Annotated in this window: 15 protein-coding genes and 1 pseudogene; 9 read left to right on the top strand and 7 right to left on the bottom strand. The window is 66.6% G+C overall.

Annotation, left to right across the window (positions count from 1 at the left end; genetic code table 11):
* The first annotated feature begins 15 nt into the window (after positions 1 to 15).
* The 4 genes from FB468_RS07625 (at position 16) to FB468_RS07610 (ending at position 4,018) form a co-directional block, all read left to right on the top strand.
* Positions 16 to 1,056: an HTTM domain-containing protein gene (locus FB468_RS07625; RefSeq protein ID WP_170219659.1), complete on the top strand. Its 1,041-nt coding sequence runs from the start codon at positions 16 to 18 to the stop codon at positions 1,054 to 1,056.
* Positions 1,057 to 1,320: 264 nt separating this feature from the next.
* Positions 1,321 to 2,298, top strand: a complete 978-nt coding sequence (locus FB468_RS07620) for a metal ABC transporter substrate-binding protein (RefSeq protein ID WP_141886810.1) — start codon at positions 1,321 to 1,323, stop codon at positions 2,296 to 2,298.
* Complete coding sequence (locus FB468_RS07615) at positions 2,295 to 3,038, top strand: metal ABC transporter ATP-binding protein (RefSeq protein ID WP_141886809.1); 744 nt, start codon at positions 2,295 to 2,297, stop codon at positions 3,036 to 3,038. The genes FB468_RS07620 and FB468_RS07615 overlap by 4 nt, the downstream gene beginning before the upstream one ends.
* On the top strand, positions 3,035 to 4,018 hold the full coding sequence (locus FB468_RS07610; protein ID WP_141886808.1) for a metal ABC transporter permease: 984 nt from the start codon (positions 3,035 to 3,037) through the stop codon (positions 4,016 to 4,018). Before FB468_RS07615 ends, FB468_RS07610 begins: the two co-directional genes overlap by 4 nt.
* Before the next feature lie 95 nt (positions 4,019 to 4,113).
* On the opposite strand, the gene trxA is transcribed toward FB468_RS07610, so the two are convergent.
* Positions 4,114 to 4,509, bottom strand: a complete 396-nt coding sequence (gene trxA / locus FB468_RS07605; RefSeq protein ID WP_141886807.1) for a thioredoxin — start codon at positions 4,507 to 4,509, stop codon at positions 4,114 to 4,116.
* Positions 4,510 to 4,795: 286 nt separating this feature from the next.
* Between trxA and FB468_RS07600 the strand changes: the two genes are divergently transcribed.
* Positions 4,796 to 5,317: a hypothetical protein gene (locus tag FB468_RS07600; RefSeq protein ID WP_141886806.1), complete on the top strand. Its 522-nt coding sequence runs from the start codon at positions 4,796 to 4,798 to the stop codon at positions 5,315 to 5,317.
* A gap of 8 nt (positions 5,318 to 5,325) precedes the next feature.
* Here FB468_RS07600 and FB468_RS07595 read toward each other — a convergent pair whose 3' ends face one another.
* Positions 5,326 to 6,834 (bottom strand): SulP family inorganic anion transporter, encoded by a 1,509-nt coding sequence (locus FB468_RS07595; protein WP_141886805.1) that lies wholly within the window; start codon positions 6,832 to 6,834, stop codon positions 5,326 to 5,328.
* A 21-nt stretch (positions 6,835 to 6,855) separates the two neighbouring features.
* Positions 6,856 to 7,443, bottom strand: a complete 588-nt coding sequence (locus FB468_RS07590) for a GNAT family N-acetyltransferase (protein ID WP_246055801.1) — start codon at positions 7,441 to 7,443, stop codon at positions 6,856 to 6,858.
* 163 nt (positions 7,444 to 7,606) lie between these two features.
* Here FB468_RS07590 and FB468_RS07585 point away from each other — a divergent pair.
* Positions 7,607 to 8,688, top strand: a pseudogene (locus tag FB468_RS07585) (fatty acid desaturase family protein).
* An 83-nt stretch (positions 8,689 to 8,771) separates the two neighbouring features.
* Positions 8,772 to 10,238 carry a phytoene desaturase family protein gene (locus FB468_RS07580; protein ID WP_141886803.1) on the top strand — a complete coding sequence of 489 codons (1,467 nt, stop codon included), beginning with the start codon at positions 8,772 to 8,774 and terminating at the stop codon, positions 10,236 to 10,238.
* Between the two features lie 412 nt (positions 10,239 to 10,650).
* Here the strand turns inward: FB468_RS07580 and FB468_RS07575 are convergent, their stop codons facing one another.
* Together FB468_RS07575 and FB468_RS07570 are read right to left on the bottom strand one after the other, a co-directional pair.
* Positions 10,651 to 13,239, bottom strand: a complete 2,589-nt coding sequence (locus FB468_RS07575) for a LuxR C-terminal-related transcriptional regulator (protein ID WP_141886802.1) — start codon at positions 13,237 to 13,239, stop codon at positions 10,651 to 10,653.
* A gap of 148 nt (positions 13,240 to 13,387) precedes the next feature.
* Positions 13,388 to 15,139: a bifunctional 3'-5' exonuclease/DNA polymerase gene (locus FB468_RS07570; protein WP_281290271.1), complete on the bottom strand. Its 1,752-nt coding sequence runs from the start codon at positions 15,137 to 15,139 to the stop codon at positions 13,388 to 13,390.
* Positions 15,140 to 15,458: 319 nt separating this feature from the next.
* Here FB468_RS07570 and FB468_RS07565 point away from each other — a divergent pair, with 319 nt between their 5' ends.
* The gene (locus tag FB468_RS07565) at positions 15,459 to 15,665 is read left to right on the top strand and encodes a cold-shock protein (protein ID WP_141886801.1); all 207 of its coding nucleotides are present in this window, start codon (positions 15,459 to 15,461) and stop codon (positions 15,663 to 15,665) included.
* Between the two features lie 149 nt (positions 15,666 to 15,814).
* On the top strand, positions 15,815 to 16,396 hold the full coding sequence (locus FB468_RS07560; protein ID WP_211359100.1) for a CueP family metal-binding protein: 582 nt from the start codon (positions 15,815 to 15,817) through the stop codon (positions 16,394 to 16,396).
* Positions 16,397 to 16,658: 262 nt separating this feature from the next.
* Here the strand turns inward: FB468_RS07560 and FB468_RS07555 are convergent, their stop codons facing one another.
* Both FB468_RS07555 and FB468_RS07550 read right to left on the bottom strand, forming a co-directional pair.
* Positions 16,659 to 17,381 carry a glucosamine-6-phosphate deaminase gene (locus FB468_RS07555; protein ID WP_141886800.1) on the bottom strand — a complete coding sequence of 241 codons (723 nt, stop codon included), beginning with the start codon at positions 17,379 to 17,381 and terminating at the stop codon, positions 16,659 to 16,661.
* Between the two features lie 11 nt (positions 17,382 to 17,392).
* Entirely contained in the window at positions 17,393 to 17,887 is a 495-nt protein-coding gene (locus FB468_RS07550) for an inorganic diphosphatase (RefSeq protein WP_141886799.1), read from the bottom strand.
* Positions 17,888 to 17,894 lie beyond the last annotated feature (7 nt).

The raw sequence follows: 17,894 nt of genomic DNA, 5'->3' as shown, positions 1-17,894 counted from the left end.
ACATGGGAGCGCCTCATGAACTGGTTCCTTGAGAGTAGACACGCGACTTACGGCCTCGCCCTGCTGCGCATCGGACTCGGTGCTTCGACGGTCGCAATTCTTGCTCTGTACCTGCCGAACTTTTCATACACCTTCGGGCACGGGTCGCAGTGGGGGGCTGCGATGTTCCGCGACTCGTCGGTGCATTCGTACTTCTGGCCAATCACGGCGCTCTTCTCCCGCACCGATCCAGACCCGCTCATTCTCGCCAAAATCATCGTGCTGATGGCAGTCGCGGCAGCCTACGCGCTGGGCTGGCGGATGCGGGTCGTGTCGCCGCTATTTGTTGCGCTCTGGCTGGGGTTCACGACGCTTGACCCGGTAGTGACGAACACCGGGCACTACCAGACCTTCCGGCTCTTCATCATCTTCTTGTTGTTCGCCGACACCTCGTACCGCTGGTCACTTGACGCTCGTCGCCGCGCGAAACGCGAGGCCCGCCGGGGCGTGGCAGCGCGGCCTCTGGGCTTCGGTAGGTGGCGCGTACCGGAGTGGTTCCCGGTGCTGAGCAACAACGTCGCGGTTGTGCTGATCGGGTATCAGCTCTGCGTCATCTATGTCACGAGTGCGCTCTGGAAGTTGCAGGGCGCAACCTGGGTGTCGGGCGTTGCCTCGTACTATCCGCTGCAGGTCGAAGAACTCACTCTGGTGCCGTGGCTCAACCACCTTGCCTGGCAGGTTACGCCCGCCGTGTTTATCGCCTCATGGCTCAGCGTTTACGGTCAGCTGCTGTTCCCCGTGCTGCTGCTCAATCGCTGGAGCCGGATCGTCGGTCTGGTGCTCGTCACGGGGATGCATGCGTCAATCGCGATCCTCCTCGCGTTGCCGTGGTTCTCGCTCATGATGATCCTCGGCGACATGATCTTCATTCGCGACCGTACTTGGCGTCGCGCCGCCGACTGGGTAAACCAGCGCGTGAGGAAGGCGCCCGTCCCGATAGTAGGGGAAGGGGAAGCCGAGGCCACCGGAAAGCCTCAATCGGAGCCAAGCCCCGGGCCCGTTCTGACAGGCGCATAGGAACTGGTAACAGTCTCAGCATGTAGTGAGGGCCGCGATCCGATTCATCGGAGCGCGGCCCTTGCCATTTCCGGTGCTATCGAAGACTGAGTGTCGGCATGGGAGAAGGCGAGTGCGGCGATCGTTGTTGGCCGCGCACAAAGACGGGGTTCGGGCGCCAGGCTTTGTAAGTTCGGCTACCCGAAGTCTATAGTTGTGAATACCAAACCTAGCGTCGAGGATGCTGGGGTTCGAAGTCACAGCTCTCGGAGGAACCACTTGCCCATGCCATTCAGCACTCGCCCATCCGTGCGTGCCACCCTCGCAGCCGCTGCGGTGTCGACGGCCGCCACGTTCCTGCTCGCTGGCTGCGCGAGCCCGACCACGGGCGCTAGCGGCGCCAGCGGCACCAGCAGCAACCCAACCGGCGAAGCCGACGATCGCCCCGTCGTACTCACGACGTTCACAGTGCTTGCCGACATCGCCGAAAACGTCGCGGGGGAGCACCTGCGCGTCGAGTCGATCACCAAGGTGGGCGCCGAGATCCACGGCTACGAGCCAACTCCGGGCGACATCCGCAAGGCAAGCGAGGCCGACCTCATCCTTGACAACGGGATGGGGCTCGAAGCCTGGTTCGAGCAGTTCGTGAGCGACCTCGACGTGCCCCACGCCGTGGTGAGTGAGGGCATCGAAGCGATCGACATCCGCGAGGACGCCTACAGTGGCATGCCGAACCCCCATGCCTGGATGAGCCCGCTGAACGTGCAGATCTACGTCGACAACATGGCCGACGCTTTCGTCGACATCGACCCCGAGAACGAGAGCGACTACCGGGCCAACGCCGAGGCTTACAAGCAGACGTTGCAAACCGTGCAGGACGAGCTCGTCGCCTCGCTCGATGTGCTGCCCAACAACGAGCGGGCGCTCGTGAGCTGCGAGGGTGCGTTCTCGTACCTTGCGCGCGACGCGGGCCTCACGGAGAAGTACATCTGGGCCGTGAACGCCGAGCAGCAGGCGACACCGAAGCAGATCGCGTCGGCGATCGAGTTCGTGCGCGAGAACAACGTTCCCGCCGTGTTCTGCGAGTCGACCGTGTCTGATGCGCCCATGCGGCAGGTGGAGGAAGCGACCGACGCGGTACTCGGCGACGTGCTCTACGTCGATTCCCTGTCCGAGCCTGACGGTCCCGTACCCACGTACCTCGATCTCATCAGGCACGACGCGGATGCAATCGTCGCGGCGCTCTCGGGGGCGCGCAAGTGAGCGCCCCGGCGATCCTGGTCGACGACGTCACCGTGCACTACGGTGAGGTGCTCGCCCTGAACGGTGCGTCGCTCACGCTCGAGCGCGGCCGCGTCTGCGGGCTCGTCGGCATGAACGGCTCGGGCAAGTCGACACTCTTCAAGACCATCATGGGGATGGTCCGCCCTGATCGGGGTTCGGTGCTCATCAACGGCCAAAGCCCCGCTCGGGTGCGCAAGACGGGCACGGTCGGGTACGTGCCGCAGAGCGAGGACGTCGACTGGGGGTTTCCGCTCTCGGTGCGCGACGTGGTCATGACGGGTCGCTACGGGAAGATGGGACTCACGCGCAGGCCGCGGGCGGAAGATCATCGCGCGGTCGACCACGCGCTCGAGCGGGTCGAGCTCACGGAGTACGCGGATCGGCAGATCGGCCAGCTCTCCGGCGGGCAGAAGAAGCGCACGTTCGTTGCGCGCGGGATTGCACAGGGCGCTACAACGCTGCTGCTCGACGAGCCGTTTGCCGGCGTCGATAAGCGCTCCGAAGCGACGATCACGCGCCTGCTGCGCGAACTCGCGGACGAGGGCGCGACCGTGCTCGTCTCGACCCACGACCTGCACGCGCTGCCGAGCCTCGCAGACGAGGCGATCCTGCTCATGCGCCGCGTGCTCATGCACGGCCCGCCCGAAGAGGTGCTGCGCCCAGAAAACCTCGCCATGGCCTTCGGCCTCGACGTCCTCGATCGGAGCGAAACCAAGTGAACCTCGTCGATTTCTTCCTCGAACCCCTGAGCTACGACTTCATGACGCGCGCGCTCGCGACGACGCTCATCGCATCGATCGTCTGCGCGGTCCTGTCGTGCTGGCTCGTCCTCATCGGGTGGTCACTCATGGGCGACGCCGTGTCGCACGCCGTCTTGCCCGGCGTTGTGCTCGCCTACATCGCGGGGGCGCCGTTCGCGCTCGGCGCGGTGCTCTTCGGGTTCCTCGCCGTTGCGCTGATCGGGGCCGTTCGCGACACGAGCAGGGTGAAGGAGGATGCGGCGATCGGGATCGTGTTCACCACCCTCTTCGCCCTCGGGCTCGTGCTCATCTCCGTCACTCCCTCGCAGACCGACCTGAATCACATCATCTTTGGCAACCTGCTCGGCGTCTCGCAGGGCGAGCTCGTGCAGATCGTGATCCTTGGCGCGATCACCTTCGCCGTGCTCATCGCGAAGCGTCGCGACTTCACTCTGTTCGCGTTCGACCCGACCCACGCGCACGCGATCGGACTGAACCCGCGCCTGCTCGGCGCCACCCTGCTCGGGCTGCTTGCGCTCACATCGGTCGTCGCGCTGCAGGCCGTCGGCGTGGTGCTCGTTGTCGCGATGCTCATCATCCCGGGCGCGACGGCGTACTTGCTCACCGACAGGTTTTCTCGCATGCTCATCATCGCCCCCGCGATCTCAGCGCTCTGCGCCGTCGTCGGGCTGTACTTCAGCTACTACCTCGACGCGGCCTCGGGCGGCATGGTCGTGCTCGCGCAGGGAGCCGTGTTCGCGCTCGTCTACCTGTTCAGCCCGCGGCACGGTCTCATCGGCACACGACTGCTCGCGCGGCGCAGGCGGCGCGGGCTTGGGATGGAGCCGAGTGCGGCTGCCGATGCCGCAGCCGGTGTCGATGTGGGTGCCGGTGCCGCCGATGCCGCTCTCCCCGCCGTTTCGGCAGCGGGTGCAGCGCGGGGCGCGATCCAGAACTAAGCAAGCCCGGTCGCGGGCGCAACGCACGAACTGTGCGTACGCGCCCGCGACCGGGCACATCCGGGGCAACCGGGCAGGGCCCGGCCCGCGGACGGCTACTCGGCGGCCGACTCGTTTCCGGCGGCCGCTGCGTTCTCGGCCTGCGCGAGCTGGGTGCGCACCTCGTCCATATCGAGCCCGCGAACCGCGTCGATGAGCTGCGTGAGCGTCGGCGCGGGGAGGGCGCCCGCCTGGGCAAAGACGTTGATGCCGTCGCGGAACGCCATGATCGTCGGGATCGAGGTGATGCCGAACATCCCCGCGAGCTCTTGCTCGGCCTCCGTGTCGATCTTGCCAAACACGATGTCGCTGTTCTCTTCTGACGCGGTCTCGAAGACGGGAGCGAACGACCGGCACGGGCCGCACCAGGCCGCCCAGAAATCGAGCAGCACGATGCCGCCCGCCGAAATCGTCTGCTCGAGGTTGTCCTTGGTGATCTCTACTGTGCTCATAGTGTGCGGCCGGTGAGGGTTGTCTCCCGTGCCTCCCTCTCTGCAATCCAGGGTACGGGGAGGGTAGCGCGCTGGGCGAGCGCTGTTCTCCACTGGCTAAACATGCCCTGGTTCAGCCTGTGAGGCGACCGGGCCCGGGGTTTCCCAGGCCCGGGGTGGCGCGGGGCCCTAAGGTGGCAGGGAGCGCTCCCGATTTGTGAGCGATGCCAAGGGCGCTGGGGCACCCTTGAGCCGCCGCCGCCGCCGGCGGCACTGGCGCGAAACCGACGTCCGAGGAGGGGCACACATGGCTTGGACACCACAGGCTGCTCAGGAACGCCTGACGCTCGCGGCGCGGGCGCTGAAGCTGTGGGGGCCACGACAGTATCGTGTCGCCGTCCTCGTCGCAGTCGGGTTTGCGGCGCTCATCGGGGTCGCGACCGTGATCATCCCGAACCCCTGGTTCTCGCGGGAGATCGCGACAGTGTGGTGGAACTACCCGGTCTGGATCCTGACAGCCATCGGCGCTGGCCTCCTCGCGGCAACCTACATGCGACCCGCGGCGCAGGGTGCGCTCGCTGAGGAGGAGGCCCCGGCGGAGCGCAAGGCCACGCGGATGGGGATTGCGGGTGGGGTGCTGAGCTGGTTTGCAGTCGGTTGCCCCGTCTGCAACAAGATCGCGCTCCTGGCTCTTGGCTACTCCGGCGCAATCACCTGGTTTGCGCCGCTGCAGCCCATCCTCGCCGTCGCCGCGCTGGTGCTCACCGGGGTAGCGCTGGTGTGGCGGTTGAGCGGCCAGATCGCCTGCCCGGTTCGGGTCGCGGCGTAGCCCTGCCGCTACTCCACCCCGAGCCCACCCGAGAGGCGCTCGTGCAGGGTGCGCGTCGCCGCATTCATGCCGACAAGTTCGACGGTGGTGCCGCGCCGCGCGTACTTCGTCGTGATCGCGTCGAGCGCGGCAACCGATGACGCGTCCCAGACGTGTGCGTCTGTCATGTCGACGATGACGCGGGCCGGGTCGCCGGTGTAGTCAAACATTGTTGTGAGGTCGTTGCTCGATGCGAAGAAGAGCTCGCCGGTGACGCGGTAGGTTACCGCCCCCTCGCTGGGCACCCGCTCGACGGCGACGACGTGCGCTACCCGGCGCACGAACAGTACCGCCGCGACGACCACGCCGGCGATGACGCCGATCGCGAGGTTGTGCGTTGCAAGCACGACGGCAACCGTCGCCACCATCACGAACGTCTCGCTCTTCGGGAGCCGCCGGAGTGTGCTCGGCGCGATCGAATGCCAATCGAACGCGGCAACCGACACCATAATCATCACGGCAACGAGCGCCGCCATCGGGATCAGCGACACAAGGTCGCCAAGAACGAGGATCAGGATCAGCAGGAACGCGCCAGCAAGGAACGTCGAGATGCGGGTGCGGGCGCCAGACACCTTGACGTTGATCATGGTCTGGCCGACAACCGCGCAGCCGCCCATCCCGCCAAACATTCCCGCGAGCATATTCGCGACGCCCTGCGCCCAGGTCTCCCGCGTCTTGTTCGAGGGGGTATCGGTGATGTCGTCGACGAGCTTTGCGGTGAGCAGTGATTCCATGAGGCCGACGAGCGCCATCCCGAGGGCGAACGGCCCGATGATGCTGAGGGTCTCCCAGGTGAGCGGAACGCTCGGGAAGAAGAACTCGGGGAGGCTGGCGGGAAGGTCGCCCTTGTCGCCGACCGTCGGCACGTTGATTGCGAACGTGACGGCGGCAGCGGTGATCAGGATCACGGACACGAGCGGCGCCGGCACTGCCCTCGTGATCTTCGGCATGAGGACCATAATGAGGATCCCGGCGGCCACCAGCGGGTAGACGGCCCATGGGACCCCGATGAGCTCGGGAATCTGGGCGCCAAAGACGAGTAGCGCGAGTGCGTTCACGAAGCCGACCATGACGCTGCGCGGGATGAACCGCATGAGCTTTGCGACGCCGAGCACGGCGAGCACGATCTGCAGGGCGCCCGCGAGGAGGACCGTGGCGATGAAGTAGTCGAAGCCGTAGTCGCGCATGACCGGGGCGATGACGAGAGCGACGGCACCGGTTGCCGCGGTAATCATCGCGGGCCTGCCGCCGAGAAACGCGATCGAGACCGCCATCACGAAGGAAGAGAACAGCCCGACCTTCGGGTCAACTCCAGCGATGACTGAGAATGCGATCGCCTCAGGGATCAGCGCGAGCGCGACAACGAGACCCGCGAGGGCCTCGCGGAGGAGGAGCCTGGGGGAGCGCAGCGCCTGGAGGGTCGTCGGCGCCCCGCTCGAGAGCGCGCGGGTAGCGGGGGGCTCGGCTGGCGTGGCCATGCGGGTCCTTTCTGGGCGCGGTCAGGCCTGCGATACCCACTCGTCGGCGAGCAGCGCATAGGTGACGCCGTCGATCCAGCCGAGGTCGCGGTGCAGAGAGTCGCGTACGGAGTACGATTCACGTCGCATCCCGACGCGCTCCATGAGGCGCCACGAGGGCTCGTTTTCCGCGAACGCGCCGGCCTCGATACGGCGGAGCCCGAGATCGGTGAAACAGAGCTCGATCACCGCTCGCACAGCCTCTGTCGCGTAGCCACGGCCCCCGGCATCGGGGTGGAACGTCCAGCCAAGCTCTGCTTGCACACCCGCGGCGCCGTCGCGAACCTCGCGCTGGCCCCAGCCGTCGCCGGCCTTCAACATGATGTCGCCGACGATGCGACCGTCGAGCTCAACGACGAGGTTGTCGAGGTACTTCTCAGGGTACGTCGCGATCCAGTCGGCGTGGTCGATGGGGTGCCAGCCGAGCCACTTGCCGACGTCGGGGAGCTGGCGGTGTTGCCAGATTGCCTCTGCGTCGGTGAGCTCCGCTGGACGAATCGTCAGGCGTTCGGTGCGACGTGGCCAGTCAAGCGAGCGGAACGGTGGGAGCGGGGGCGTTTCTGTTGGCACGAATGCAAGCCTAGCTGCGCGGGCAGCCTCTGCGCATGCGTGCTCGGCACATGTACGGCGTTCTGCATGCCGAACCAAGTATGTTGAGCGAAGCGATCGGCATCTGCCAGTGGCTCGACCAGAGTGGCTCGACGAGCCACTCGAAACCGCATGGGTGCTGATCATGACAACGACAGTTTTACCTACCCTCACTGGCCTCGGGCCGCTCAAGTACACGCGGGCGCGCGCTGAAGACTTCCCGCCCATCGCGAAGGCGTACACGCGACTGTCACAGACCGCGCGCGAATCGGGGCTGTTCGCTCGCACGCCGTGGTTCTACTGGCTTGTCGCGGCAGGGATCGCCGTCGGCCTCGCGGCAACGACCGCTGGCTCGATCCTGCTCGGTGACTCCTGGTTCCAACTGCTGATGGCTGCGGCCTACGCGCTGCTCTTCACCCAGATCGCGTTCCTCACCCACGAGGCGGCGCGCCGTCAGCTCCTCACGACCGGCCCCGCGAACGACAGGCAGGCCCGCGTCCTCGCCGCGAGTATTGGCATGAGCTACGCCTGGCGGGATTCGAAGCACACGAGGCATCACGCCAACCCGAACCGGGTGGGCAAAGACCCCGACATCGAGATCGACACGATCTCGTTCATTGAGGAGGACGCGGTGAAAGCACGCGGTCTCCTGCGCTTCATCACGCAGCGACAGGGGGTGGCTGTTCTTCCCGCTCTTGACGCTTGAGGGCCTCAACCTGCACCGGCACTCGATCGCCTACCTCCTGCGGCGCGAGCCGATACAAGGGGCGGTGGATCGAACTCTCCATCATCGTTGCCCGCTTCGCGGTGATCCTCGTCCCGGTCTTCGTGTTTCTTCCCGTCGGCCTCGCGTTCGCGTTCATGGGCGTGCAACTCGCGGTGTTCGGCGTGTACATGGGGGCGTCGTTCGCTCCCAACCACAAGGGGATGCCGGTTATCGCCCACGATGCGAAGCTCGACTTCTTCTCGAAGCAGGCGCGCACCTCACGCAACATCCGCGGCGGCTGGTGGGCGACGTGGCTCATGGGCGGGCTGAACTACCAGGTTGAGCACCACCTGTTCCCGAACATGGCGCGGCCCAACCTCTCAAAGGTGCGGGCACTCGTGCGCGAGCACTGCAAGACGCTTGGGGTGCCGTATACCGAAACCTCACTGATCCGCTCCTACGCCATTGTGATCGAATACCTCAATCGCGTCGGCCTTGCCGCGCGCGACCCGTTTGAGTGACCGAGCACCGCGGAGTACCGCAGAGCCTAGCGGAGTACCGCAGAGGGTAGCTGGGCTACCGACGCCGACTACACTCAGGGATCATGCGATCCTCACAGCGCGCCGCGGTTATCGGCTCGGGGCCGAACGGTCTCGCTGCGGCGGTGACGCTCGCGCGCGCCGGCGTTCCCGTCACGGTGTTCGAGGCGATGGACACGCTGGGTGGAGGTGCTCGCACGCTCTCGCACGTGGCCCCTGGCGTCGTGCACGACGTGTGCTCTGCGATCCACCCGATGGCGCTCGCGACGGGGTTCTTTCGTGAGTTTGAGCTCACGAAGCGCATCGGATTCGTCATCCCAGACGCGTCGTTCGCGCACCCGCTCGATGGTGCAGCGGGTGATCGGGCCGCCGTCGCCTACCGTGACCTCGCGCGCACGGCAACTGAACTGGGGCGGGACGGCGCGGCGTACGCGCGGCTGTACGGCCCGATCCTGCAGCGACTCGAGGGGACACTCGACCTCGCTCTCGGGGGTGCGCTGCTGCGCTGGCCGCGCGACCCGCTTGCGGCGATCGCCCTCGGAGCGCGAACGCTCGAGCAGGGCTCGCCCGTCTGGAACGCGAGGTTCCGTGAGGAGCTGGCGCCCGCGCTGGTCTCTGGCGTGGCCGCTCACAACATCGGTCCCATGCCGGGGCTCGCGGCGGCCGGGGTGGCGTTCGTGCTTGGCGCGCTCGCGCACGCGTCAGGCTGGCCGGTTCCTGTCGGAGGGTCGCAGGCGATCAGCGACGCGCTCGCGGCCGACCTGCTTGCCCACGGCGGGAAGATCGAGCTCGGTCGCACCGTGACGAACCTCAGCGAGCTCGCCGACTTTGACGTCAAGCTGTTTGACACCTCTGCGCGGGGTCTCGCCGAGATCGCGGGCGACGCGTTGCCGGCAGGGTACCGGCGGCGGCTCGCGCGGTTTAGGTACGGGAACGCGGCGGCAAAGGTAGACCTCGTGCTCGACGGCCCGATCCCGTGGCGCGACGCTCGCGTCGCCGAAGCCCCGACGGTTCACCTCGGGGGTTCTCGCGCCGAGATTGCGGCGGCCGAGCGTGACGTCGCGCGCGGCCGGCACGCCGCGCGCCCGTACGTGCTGCTCGCGCAACCTGCGGCCTTCGACGAAGGGCGAAACCCCCCGGGGGTGCACGCGGTGACGAGCTACACGCACGTCCCGCGAGGGTCAACGGTGGACGTGACGGAGACCGTGCTGGCGCAGATCGAGCGGTTCGCGCCCGGTGCGCGCGACAGGATCACGGCCGTGCGCGCCACGACGGCCGCAGAACTTGGGCGTGAAAACCTGAACTACGTGGCGGGTGACTTCAGCGCCGGCCAGGTGTCGGTGCGCCAGTTGCTTGCGCGCCCGGTGCTCGCGCGCGAGCCGTGGAAGACTCCGGCCGATGGCGTCTACCTGTGCTCGTCTTCGACGGCGCCGGGGCCCGGTGTGCACGGGCTCTCCGGGTGGTACGCGGCGCGGGCGGCACTCGCTCGTGAGTATGGGCAGACCGCCCCGGCTCTCGGGCTCGGACACTAGCTGGCACGTTCGCTGACCGTGTCAGCGGGGAGCGCCGTCTCGGCGCTGCGGAGTGGGCGTGGTGTGCGGAATTGCAGAACCGCCGAGCCTTGCCGCAGAGGGGGAGTGGTGTGGTGTGTGGAGAGTCGCAATATTTGGGGGAAGCGATGGGGGGAAGCCCACTCCCCACACACCAGACCGTTCTCACCAGATACCAGATTTGGGGGAAGGTATCTCATCGTTGATGTGGTGAGAAGTCCTACAGTGAGAACCACCGGGACTAATGAAACAGTACTTGAAACCCAAGCCATACGGGAGGCCTAAGGGCGATATTGGGTGCAGAATCGCCGCTCTTAAGTAGTCGGACTACTCGGCCCCGCCTTGAAATGTGAGTATTTAGGCGTGTTTTGAGGGTCGACGTAGGGGGTTTGCCCTACGACTCTGCGGAACTACCTGAGGATGCAATCGCCACGCTCGACAGAGCCGCGCTCAAGTCCTTCCGAGACGAGAGCCCGAGCTTCTTCATGGAACGAGCGATGTGGTTCTCGACCGTGCGAATGCTCAGTGTCAGCCGTTCAGCGATTTCGCGGTTGCTGAGCGTTGCAGTGAGTGGCGCGATCTCGAGTTCGCGCGGGGTGAGCGTCTCGACTGCGGGGGCCCTGTCGGCGAAACTCGACCTTGCCAGTGGCTCGCGGAACATGATGAATGCCTGTTTGGCCTCGGCGACGGCTTTCGCGTAGGCAGTGTTGCCGGGCACGCCGCGAGTCACCTGAGCACGCTCGATGTCTGCCAGGAAATCCGCAGCCGTCGAAAGCTCGGGGGCCGACGACAGCTGCGACACGTAGAACACCAGGTTCGGGTCTTGATTGAGCGCCGCGCGAGCGAACCGCGAGATTCGCCGCGACCACGCGTACGACGGATGCCGGGAGAACCTGTCGAGGACGCCCAGGGCTTCCTCGCCGGGGTCGAGCTGAAAGGCAAACCGGGCCATTGACCAGGCGGTATCGATGAGTGACCGCTTGAAGCATTCCCTGCCATCGCTGAGAAAGCGCTTGCTCGCGCCGAGGCGATCTCCGCTGAAGAGCACCTCAAGGGCCTCCCCGAACTCGGGCCGCATGCCCGGCATTGTGCCGCGCAGTGACGAGTACCGCTTGCTCTCGTTCAAGAGTGACCGGGCGATGTCTGTGCGACCGTCCCGGAAGTGCAGCAGCGCGGACCAGCGAAGCATCGCGGCGTAGAGCACCGCAAACCTGAGGTCGAGGTCGCCGACTGACAGTGCTTGGCTGAGGGTCTCGCGTGCCTCGGGCAGCCGGCCCAGCCCGAGGAGAATCTGCGAGCGAACGTACGAGTCGACGAGGAAGGGCATCGGGTCGTCCCCTGGAAGCAGACTGATGGGGTCTGCGAGCATGCCCTCGAGTGTGTCGTCAAGCGCGCTGTGCCTGACGACGGTGATGAGATGCGTCTGGTCCGCGAGGGCGCGCTGCAGCGGGATCGGCGCGGGGGGATCCTGCGCCTCTGACGGCGGGAAAATGTGTCCCGTCGCCGCCCGAATATAGTCCGCGACTGTCTCGCTGAAGCCGACGGGGTCAGTGCCAGGCTCAGCGAGCCAGGCGCTGACCTCCGCGGTGAGGCCCTCCTGCGCGAACAGTAGGTACATCGCGTAGGCGTTGAGCGCTGGCGTGAAGTCAGCGTGCTGGGCTCGCAGCGCGGTCGCGTGACGGGGTTCCCACGGGGGCGGCTGTTCGCCCAGCATCTGCTCGTGGAGCGCGAGCTGCAGCAGCTCGACGGCGTTCTCGGAGGTGGGCGGCGTGCGGGTGAGTACCTCAGCGGCTGTGCCGGGGTACCCGCCCGCCTGCATGAGCGCGTCGAGGTAGGCGATCGCGTGCGGCGGATTCGAGAGCCGGCGCCAGTCGCGGGAGGCGGCGATGAGGCGCTGCTCTGCGTCCTCCCGGATGAACCGCGCGAGGCCGGCGTTGTGTGCGTCGTGGGAGTCAGAGTGAACGGCGAGCGGTAGGTGGGGTGTTGCCGGCATCACCGACGGGTATGGCTGCTCAGGCAGCGGACTGGCTAGCCGCCTGAGCAGGGTGAGCGCGGAGAGGTGCAAGACGTCGACGGGCCGCTGCCGGAAGTAATCGGTGATCAGTGCGGGGCGGGGCGACAAGCGGAGCTCGCCGTGCGGGTCCCGAAACGCCGTAACGAGGCCGCTCTGAGTGAGCGTCACGGCAGTATCAGGATCGTGGGCATGGACGCCCTCGGCAGGGAGATTGCCGGCGAGGGCAAGCGCGTGAAGGAGTCTGAAGGCGGAGTCGGGGAGCGACGCCACGAGTCTCTCGACGGTCTCTTCGAGGTGCTCGCTCCAGAACTCGCTGCGGGCTGAGGACCACCCTTGGCCGTCAGTTTGAAAGCTGCTGGAGTCTCCCGCGGCGCGCAGGATATCGGCGGCGACGCCGGTGACTCCTGACGACATTGAAAAGATCTCTGACGCCATTTCGGGGCTGATCGGGGCGCCGAGAAGCGACTCGGCCAGCACGCCCACCTGCTCAAAACTGAGAGGCCTGAGCTCAACCCGTGCGTCGGCCCGTAGGAGGCGCGAGATCATGCGTTGCTCAGTGGTCAACTGTTTGAACGGCGCTGAGGCGAATACACCGGTGACGGTGTCTCGGTGAACGAGCGGCGCAAGGGCCTGGGCCGATGCGAGATCGAGCCACTCGGCGTCGTCGACGAGAATGACAGAATTCGTGCTCCTCGCGAGTTCGACGGAGAGGGCATCTTGGATCTCGTCAGGGGTGCTTTGCGGGTGCAGTCGGTCTGCCTGAACGCCCGACTGCCGCAGGGCCGCGTACTTGACTGAGGACAGCGCTGGCGTCGCGCGGACCCGCATGACGGCAAACCCGAGCGCGGTGAGCGAGGTCTCGAGTTCTTGCAGGAGCGAGGTCTTGCCGAGTTCGAGGTCTCCGACGAGGCGCACTGACTTCCGGGCGCGGACGAGGCCGATGAGCGTATCGAGTTCTTTTGCGCGCACGGTGGACGATCCCCTTTTCCCTGCGATGGGCCGCGTCGGTGGAGGTACGGGAACGACAATATTCGTCGCCTGTAACACAATTGTAACGCGTCTGCGGTTGGATAAACTGCGCTGGTAGCGGAGGTGGGTGCCGCGGGGTGGGGTAAATCTACGACTTCGTCGCGCGATCGGAAATGCTCAGGTCGAGCCGGAAGTCGACGTCGCCGCCGCGAAAGAGCAGCTCGGCGGCGGTGTCGGCCGCGTCGAGCACAACCTGCGCCACCGCGTCAGCGTGCTCGGCCGGGCTGTGCACGATGATCTCGTCGTGCAGGAAGAACGCGAGGTGGGGGCGTCTGCCAAACACCGGCCCCGACGCCGCCGCCGCGCGGTCTGACTGAACCTCGGGGAACGCTGCAAGGTTGCGCCGAATCTCGGCCAGCCAGGCGAGCGCCCACTCGGCAGCGGTTCCCTGGACGACGAAGTTTCGGGTGAACCTCCCGCGATCCCGAGCCGCGCGCCGCGCGTTCTGTTCGTCACGTTGGGTCGCGCCGGGCTGGCTCGCGAGCGACTGCGCCTCCTGCCAGTCGGGCTCGACCGGCGGCGTCGAGCGGCCAAGCCACGTTGACACCGCCCCGCCGCGCTCGCCGGTCTCCGCGGCGCGGTCGACGAATCCCATGGCGGCGGGGAATGCGCGCCTGAGGTGGGGGAGGAGGCGCCCGCTCTCACCCGAGGTGGCCCCGTACATCGCCCCGAGCATTGCGATCTTGGCCTCGTCGCGGGATTCGATGGCGCTTGAGCGCACGATGCCCTCGTAGAGGTCCTTGCCCCGCCCGGCACTGGCCATCGCGCGGTCGCCCGACATCGCCGCGAGGGCGCGCGGTTCGAGCTGAGAAACGTCGGCCGAGACGAGCTTCCAGCCCGGGTCGGCGCGGAGCGCTGGCCGCAGGGAGCGCGGGAGCTGGAGTGCGCCGCCACCGCTGGAGGCCCACCTGCCCGTGACGACCCCGCCGGGGAGGTAGACGGGGCGGTACCGGTCGTCGGTGACCCACTCATCGAGCCAGGCCCAGCCGTTCGCCGTGAGCAGGCGCGAGAGTTTCTTGTATTCGAGGAGCGGGGCGATCGCCGGGTGGTCGTACTCCGCAAGCTCCCACTGCGAGGTCGAGGAGGCGTGAATGCCCGCGCGCCGCAGCGCGGTGAGAAGCTTCGGCGGCGAATCGAGCGAGGCGTTCGGGTCGCCGAGCGCGGCCCGAACGCGGTCACCCGCCGCGGCGAGCTTCGCGGGTTTCTCGGCGTACGTCGCGGGGCGGGGCCCGAGTGACTCGGTAAGGATCCGGTCGTGCTCCCTGGAATCCCAGGGCAGGCCCGCGGCTGCGAGCTCTGACGCGATGAGGGCACCCGCCGACTCTGCCGCGAGCAGCAGCGCGAGGCGACCCGGGCGGGCTGAAGTGTTTACCGCGTTACGCTGCCGCTCGAACTCGCGGAGCACATCAGTGATCTCAAAGGGGTTGCGGCTCGTCGCCGGCTGCGTATCCAGGTCGAAGCGGGCAGGGCCAGCGGTCGCCGCTGTCGGCCCCTGCGGGGGTTCGGGGGCCGCCCAATCGAGCAGCTGAAACGCCGAACGGTCGCGCACGAACTCGGACGAGCGGAGGATCTGGTGGCACAGGGTGAGATCGTGGCAGCGCTCAACCCGAACCCCTGACGCGAGGAGGGTGGCGTAGATCGCGGGTGTGTGATGCCACACCCATCGAGGTGCGCTCGAAGCCTCAAGCCCTGCAACGAAGGCGGCGAGGTCGTTGGCCGGGACGACGACCGGCTCTTGGGGTTCCCCTCCCGCCGCGATGGCTGCCATCATGAAGTCCCCCGAGGGCATCTGGCCGAGCGCGCACCAGTGGGCTGTCGGCAGCGGCGGGTTCTCTTGCACCGTCTAACGGTACCGAGCGCCACCGACAGTTGCGTGAAGCCCGGGCAACTTCGCGCCCCGAGGCTGTTTGAGTGAGGGGTAGCTGACGCCTAGTGAACGCAAAAGTTAAGGATTTATCACGAAAGTTTGTTCGGGCTTGTTTTGGGCGGGGGTGCGGTATGGTTGCTCGTATCGGCGCTTTCTTTCCGATTGCTTCGCTTCAGTGTCTCTCAGCCGCTGGTGTGTTTCCCCGGGCTGTCCCGCTGATAAGTTCAATCCGCGCACATGCGCGACCATTACGAGCCGCCTCGGCGGCTCCGCATCACAAAGGAATGCTCTTATGGCAACCGGCACCGTCAAGTGGTTCAACAGTGAAAAAGGCTACGGGTTCATCGCACCCGACGACGGCTCGGCAGACCTCTTCGCGCACTACAGCGCTATTGAGGGCAGCGGGCGTCGCGACCTCGAGGAGAACCAGCAGGTTGAGTTCGACACTGAGGATGGAGCTCGCGGCCCGCAGGCTGTGAACATCCGCAAGCTGTCCTAAGCGACTTTTAAGGGGGTGTCATCCGCGTTCGCGTGGGTGGCGCCCCCTTTTGTATAGGCGGGCTTACCGCGGGCTCGCAGGCACGCGGACACGCGGGCTTGCAGGTCCGCCTCAGCGAATGCTCGAAGCGTTCTGCGAGAATACCCCTCATGGGTATACGACTTGCATTCGCATCGCTTCTCGCCGCGGCTCTTTTCCTCACCGGCTGTGCCTCGGCACAGGAGACCGCAGAGGAGGCCCCGCCGGCCGCACTTGAGCAGATCGCCGCGCTAGGGATCGGAACCGCCGACGCCAAAGCGATCATCGAGGGGCTCGACACGCTGCCCGTCGACAAGCGGCCGTCTCCGGACAACCTCATTGCGTCCGTGCAGCCTGGCGAACTCGTGTTGCAGCCCGGCAACGTGACGATGCCCATCGACGAAGACAGGTTCTATTTGTCGATCGCGCCCTATGTGAACCAGACGCACCCGTGTGACTTTCACAGTCTGACGACCTGCCTCGGCGAGTTGCAGAACACCCCCGTTGAGCTGACGGTCACGGACGTTGCGTCCGGAGAGACGGTCATCAGCGAGATCACCGCGACCGCTGACAACGGGTTCGTGGGAGTGTGGTTGCCGCGAGACGGGGAGTTCAACGTGCGCATCGTCGGCGAGAACGGTGCTGCCGAGCAGCGCGTCACGACCGGCGCGGAAGACCCGACCTGCCTCACGACGATGCAGCTGCGGGCGTAGGCGGCGCCAGCACGCGCAGAGCCTCTGGTATTACGCCCGAAGCCCCGAGACATCGACCGCTACGCCTGGTTTCTGCCGTCGGTATGCCGAATCTCTCAGGAATGGGGATACCAATGGTAGATCCCATGCGGTGTGTGCGGTGTGTGTGTGTGTGTGTGTGTGTGTGTGTGTGTGTGTGTGTGGCAAACGCCGGCACCCCAGCACACGCAGAAGCGAGGCGAGGCGCGGGTTTCCCCGGCCTCACCTCGCTCGTGCTGAAGCGCTAGGAGAGCTGCGAAGCAGCCGCCCTGTCAATCGCGTAGACGACGTTCTCATGGTGCTGCGCAAGGCTCGCGGGCACGTCGGGGGTGACGGGGCCCTCGATCGCGGCGGCAACCGCCGCGGCCTTCGCCTCGCCGACGGCGACGATGACGAGCTTGCGGGCGTCCATAATCGTCCCGAGGCCCTGTGTGATGGCCTCGGTTGGCACGTCAGCAGCGCTGTCGAAGAAGCGCGCGTTATCGGCGATCGTCTCGGCAGTGAGCGAGACCCGTCGGGTCCGCGAGTCGAGCGGTGAGCCCGGCTCGTTGAACCCCAGGTGGCCGTTTCGGCCAATCCCGAGGATCTGGACATCGACGCCGCCAGCGGCCGTGATCGCCTCCTCGTAGGCAGCCGCAGCTTCCTCGGTAGCCTCCGCGGACGGGACCGCGACGCGAGAGGGCTCGAGGCCCACCGGCTCAACGACGGTCTTCGTGATGACCGAGTGGTAGCTCTCGGGGTGCTCGGGGTCGATGCCGGCATACTCGTCGAGGGCGAACCCTCGAACCGCCGACTGGTCGAGCCCGCGCTCGCGCGCGAGCTCAGCCCAGGCGGCGTAGAGCGACAGCGGGGAAGAGCCCGTAGCGAGGCCGATCACCGCGTCAGGCTGGGCCGAAATCGCGGCGATCACGTGTTCGGCTGCGAACCTGCCGAGCTCGTCGACGTCGTCAAAGACGCGTACTTCCACCGGGGCTAGCCTCAGTGGCCCTGAGCTGCGAGGCGCTCCTGCGCCTCGACGATGAGCTTCTCGGCGTCGGCCGCGGTGCCCCAGGCGTCAACCTTGACCCACTTGCCCTCCTCGAGGTCCTTGTAACGCTCGAAGAAGTGGCCGATTTCCTTGCGGGTGTACTCGGGGATGTCCTCGACATCCTGGATGTGTGACCAGCGCGGATCCTTCACCTGCACCGCGATGACCTTGTCGTCGCCGCCTGCCTCGTCGCTCATCTTGAGCACGCCAACGGGGCGGACCTTGATGCCGACGCCGGGGTAGACGGGGTAGTCGAGCAGCACCAGCACGTCGAGCGGATCGCCGTCCTCTCCGAGGGTCTCCTCGAAGAATCCGTAGTCGGCCGGGTACACGAAGTTCGTGTAGAGCACGCGGTCAAGGTAGACGCGCCCGGTCTCGTGATCGATCTCGTACTTGTTGCGGCTTCCCTTAGGGATCTCGATGACGGCGTCGAATGCGGCGGTCATGCGCGCT

The sequence above is a fragment of the Leucobacter komagatae genome (assembly GCF_006716085.1).
Lineage (GTDB): Bacteria > Actinomycetota > Actinomycetes > Actinomycetales > Microbacteriaceae > Leucobacter > Leucobacter komagatae.
The sequence above is the reverse complement of the archived record's forward strand: the minus strand, read 5'-3'. Positions and strand labels throughout refer to the sequence as shown.

Coding starts and splice junctions, on each gene's coding strand:
- FB468_RS07625 (WP_170219659.1), top strand. CDS start 16: ATGAACTGGTTCCTTGAGAGTAGACACGCGACTTACGGCCTCGCCCTG.
- FB468_RS07620 (WP_141886810.1), top strand. CDS start 1,321: ATGCCATTCAGCACTCGCCCATCCGTGCGTGCCACCCTCGCAGCCGCT.
- trxA (WP_141886807.1), bottom strand. CDS start 4,509: ATGAGCACAGTAGAGATCACCAAGGACAACCTCGAGCAGACGATTTCG.
- FB468_RS07600 (WP_141886806.1), top strand. CDS start 4,796: ATGGCTTGGACACCACAGGCTGCTCAGGAACGCCTGACGCTCGCGGCG.
- FB468_RS07595 (WP_141886805.1), bottom strand. CDS start 6,834: ATGGCCACGCCAGCCGAGCCCCCCGCTACCCGCGCGCTCTCGAGCGGG.
- FB468_RS07580 (WP_141886803.1), top strand. CDS start 8,772: ATGCGATCCTCACAGCGCGCCGCGGTTATCGGCTCGGGGCCGAACGGT.
- FB468_RS07565 (WP_141886801.1), top strand. CDS start 15,459: ATGGCAACCGGCACCGTCAAGTGGTTCAACAGTGAAAAAGGCTACGGG.
- FB468_RS07560 (WP_211359100.1), top strand. CDS start 15,815: ATGGGTATACGACTTGCATTCGCATCGCTTCTCGCCGCGGCTCTTTTC.
- FB468_RS07550 (WP_141886799.1), bottom strand. CDS start 17,887: ATGACCGCCGCATTCGACGCCGTCATCGAGATCCCTAAGGGAAGCCGC.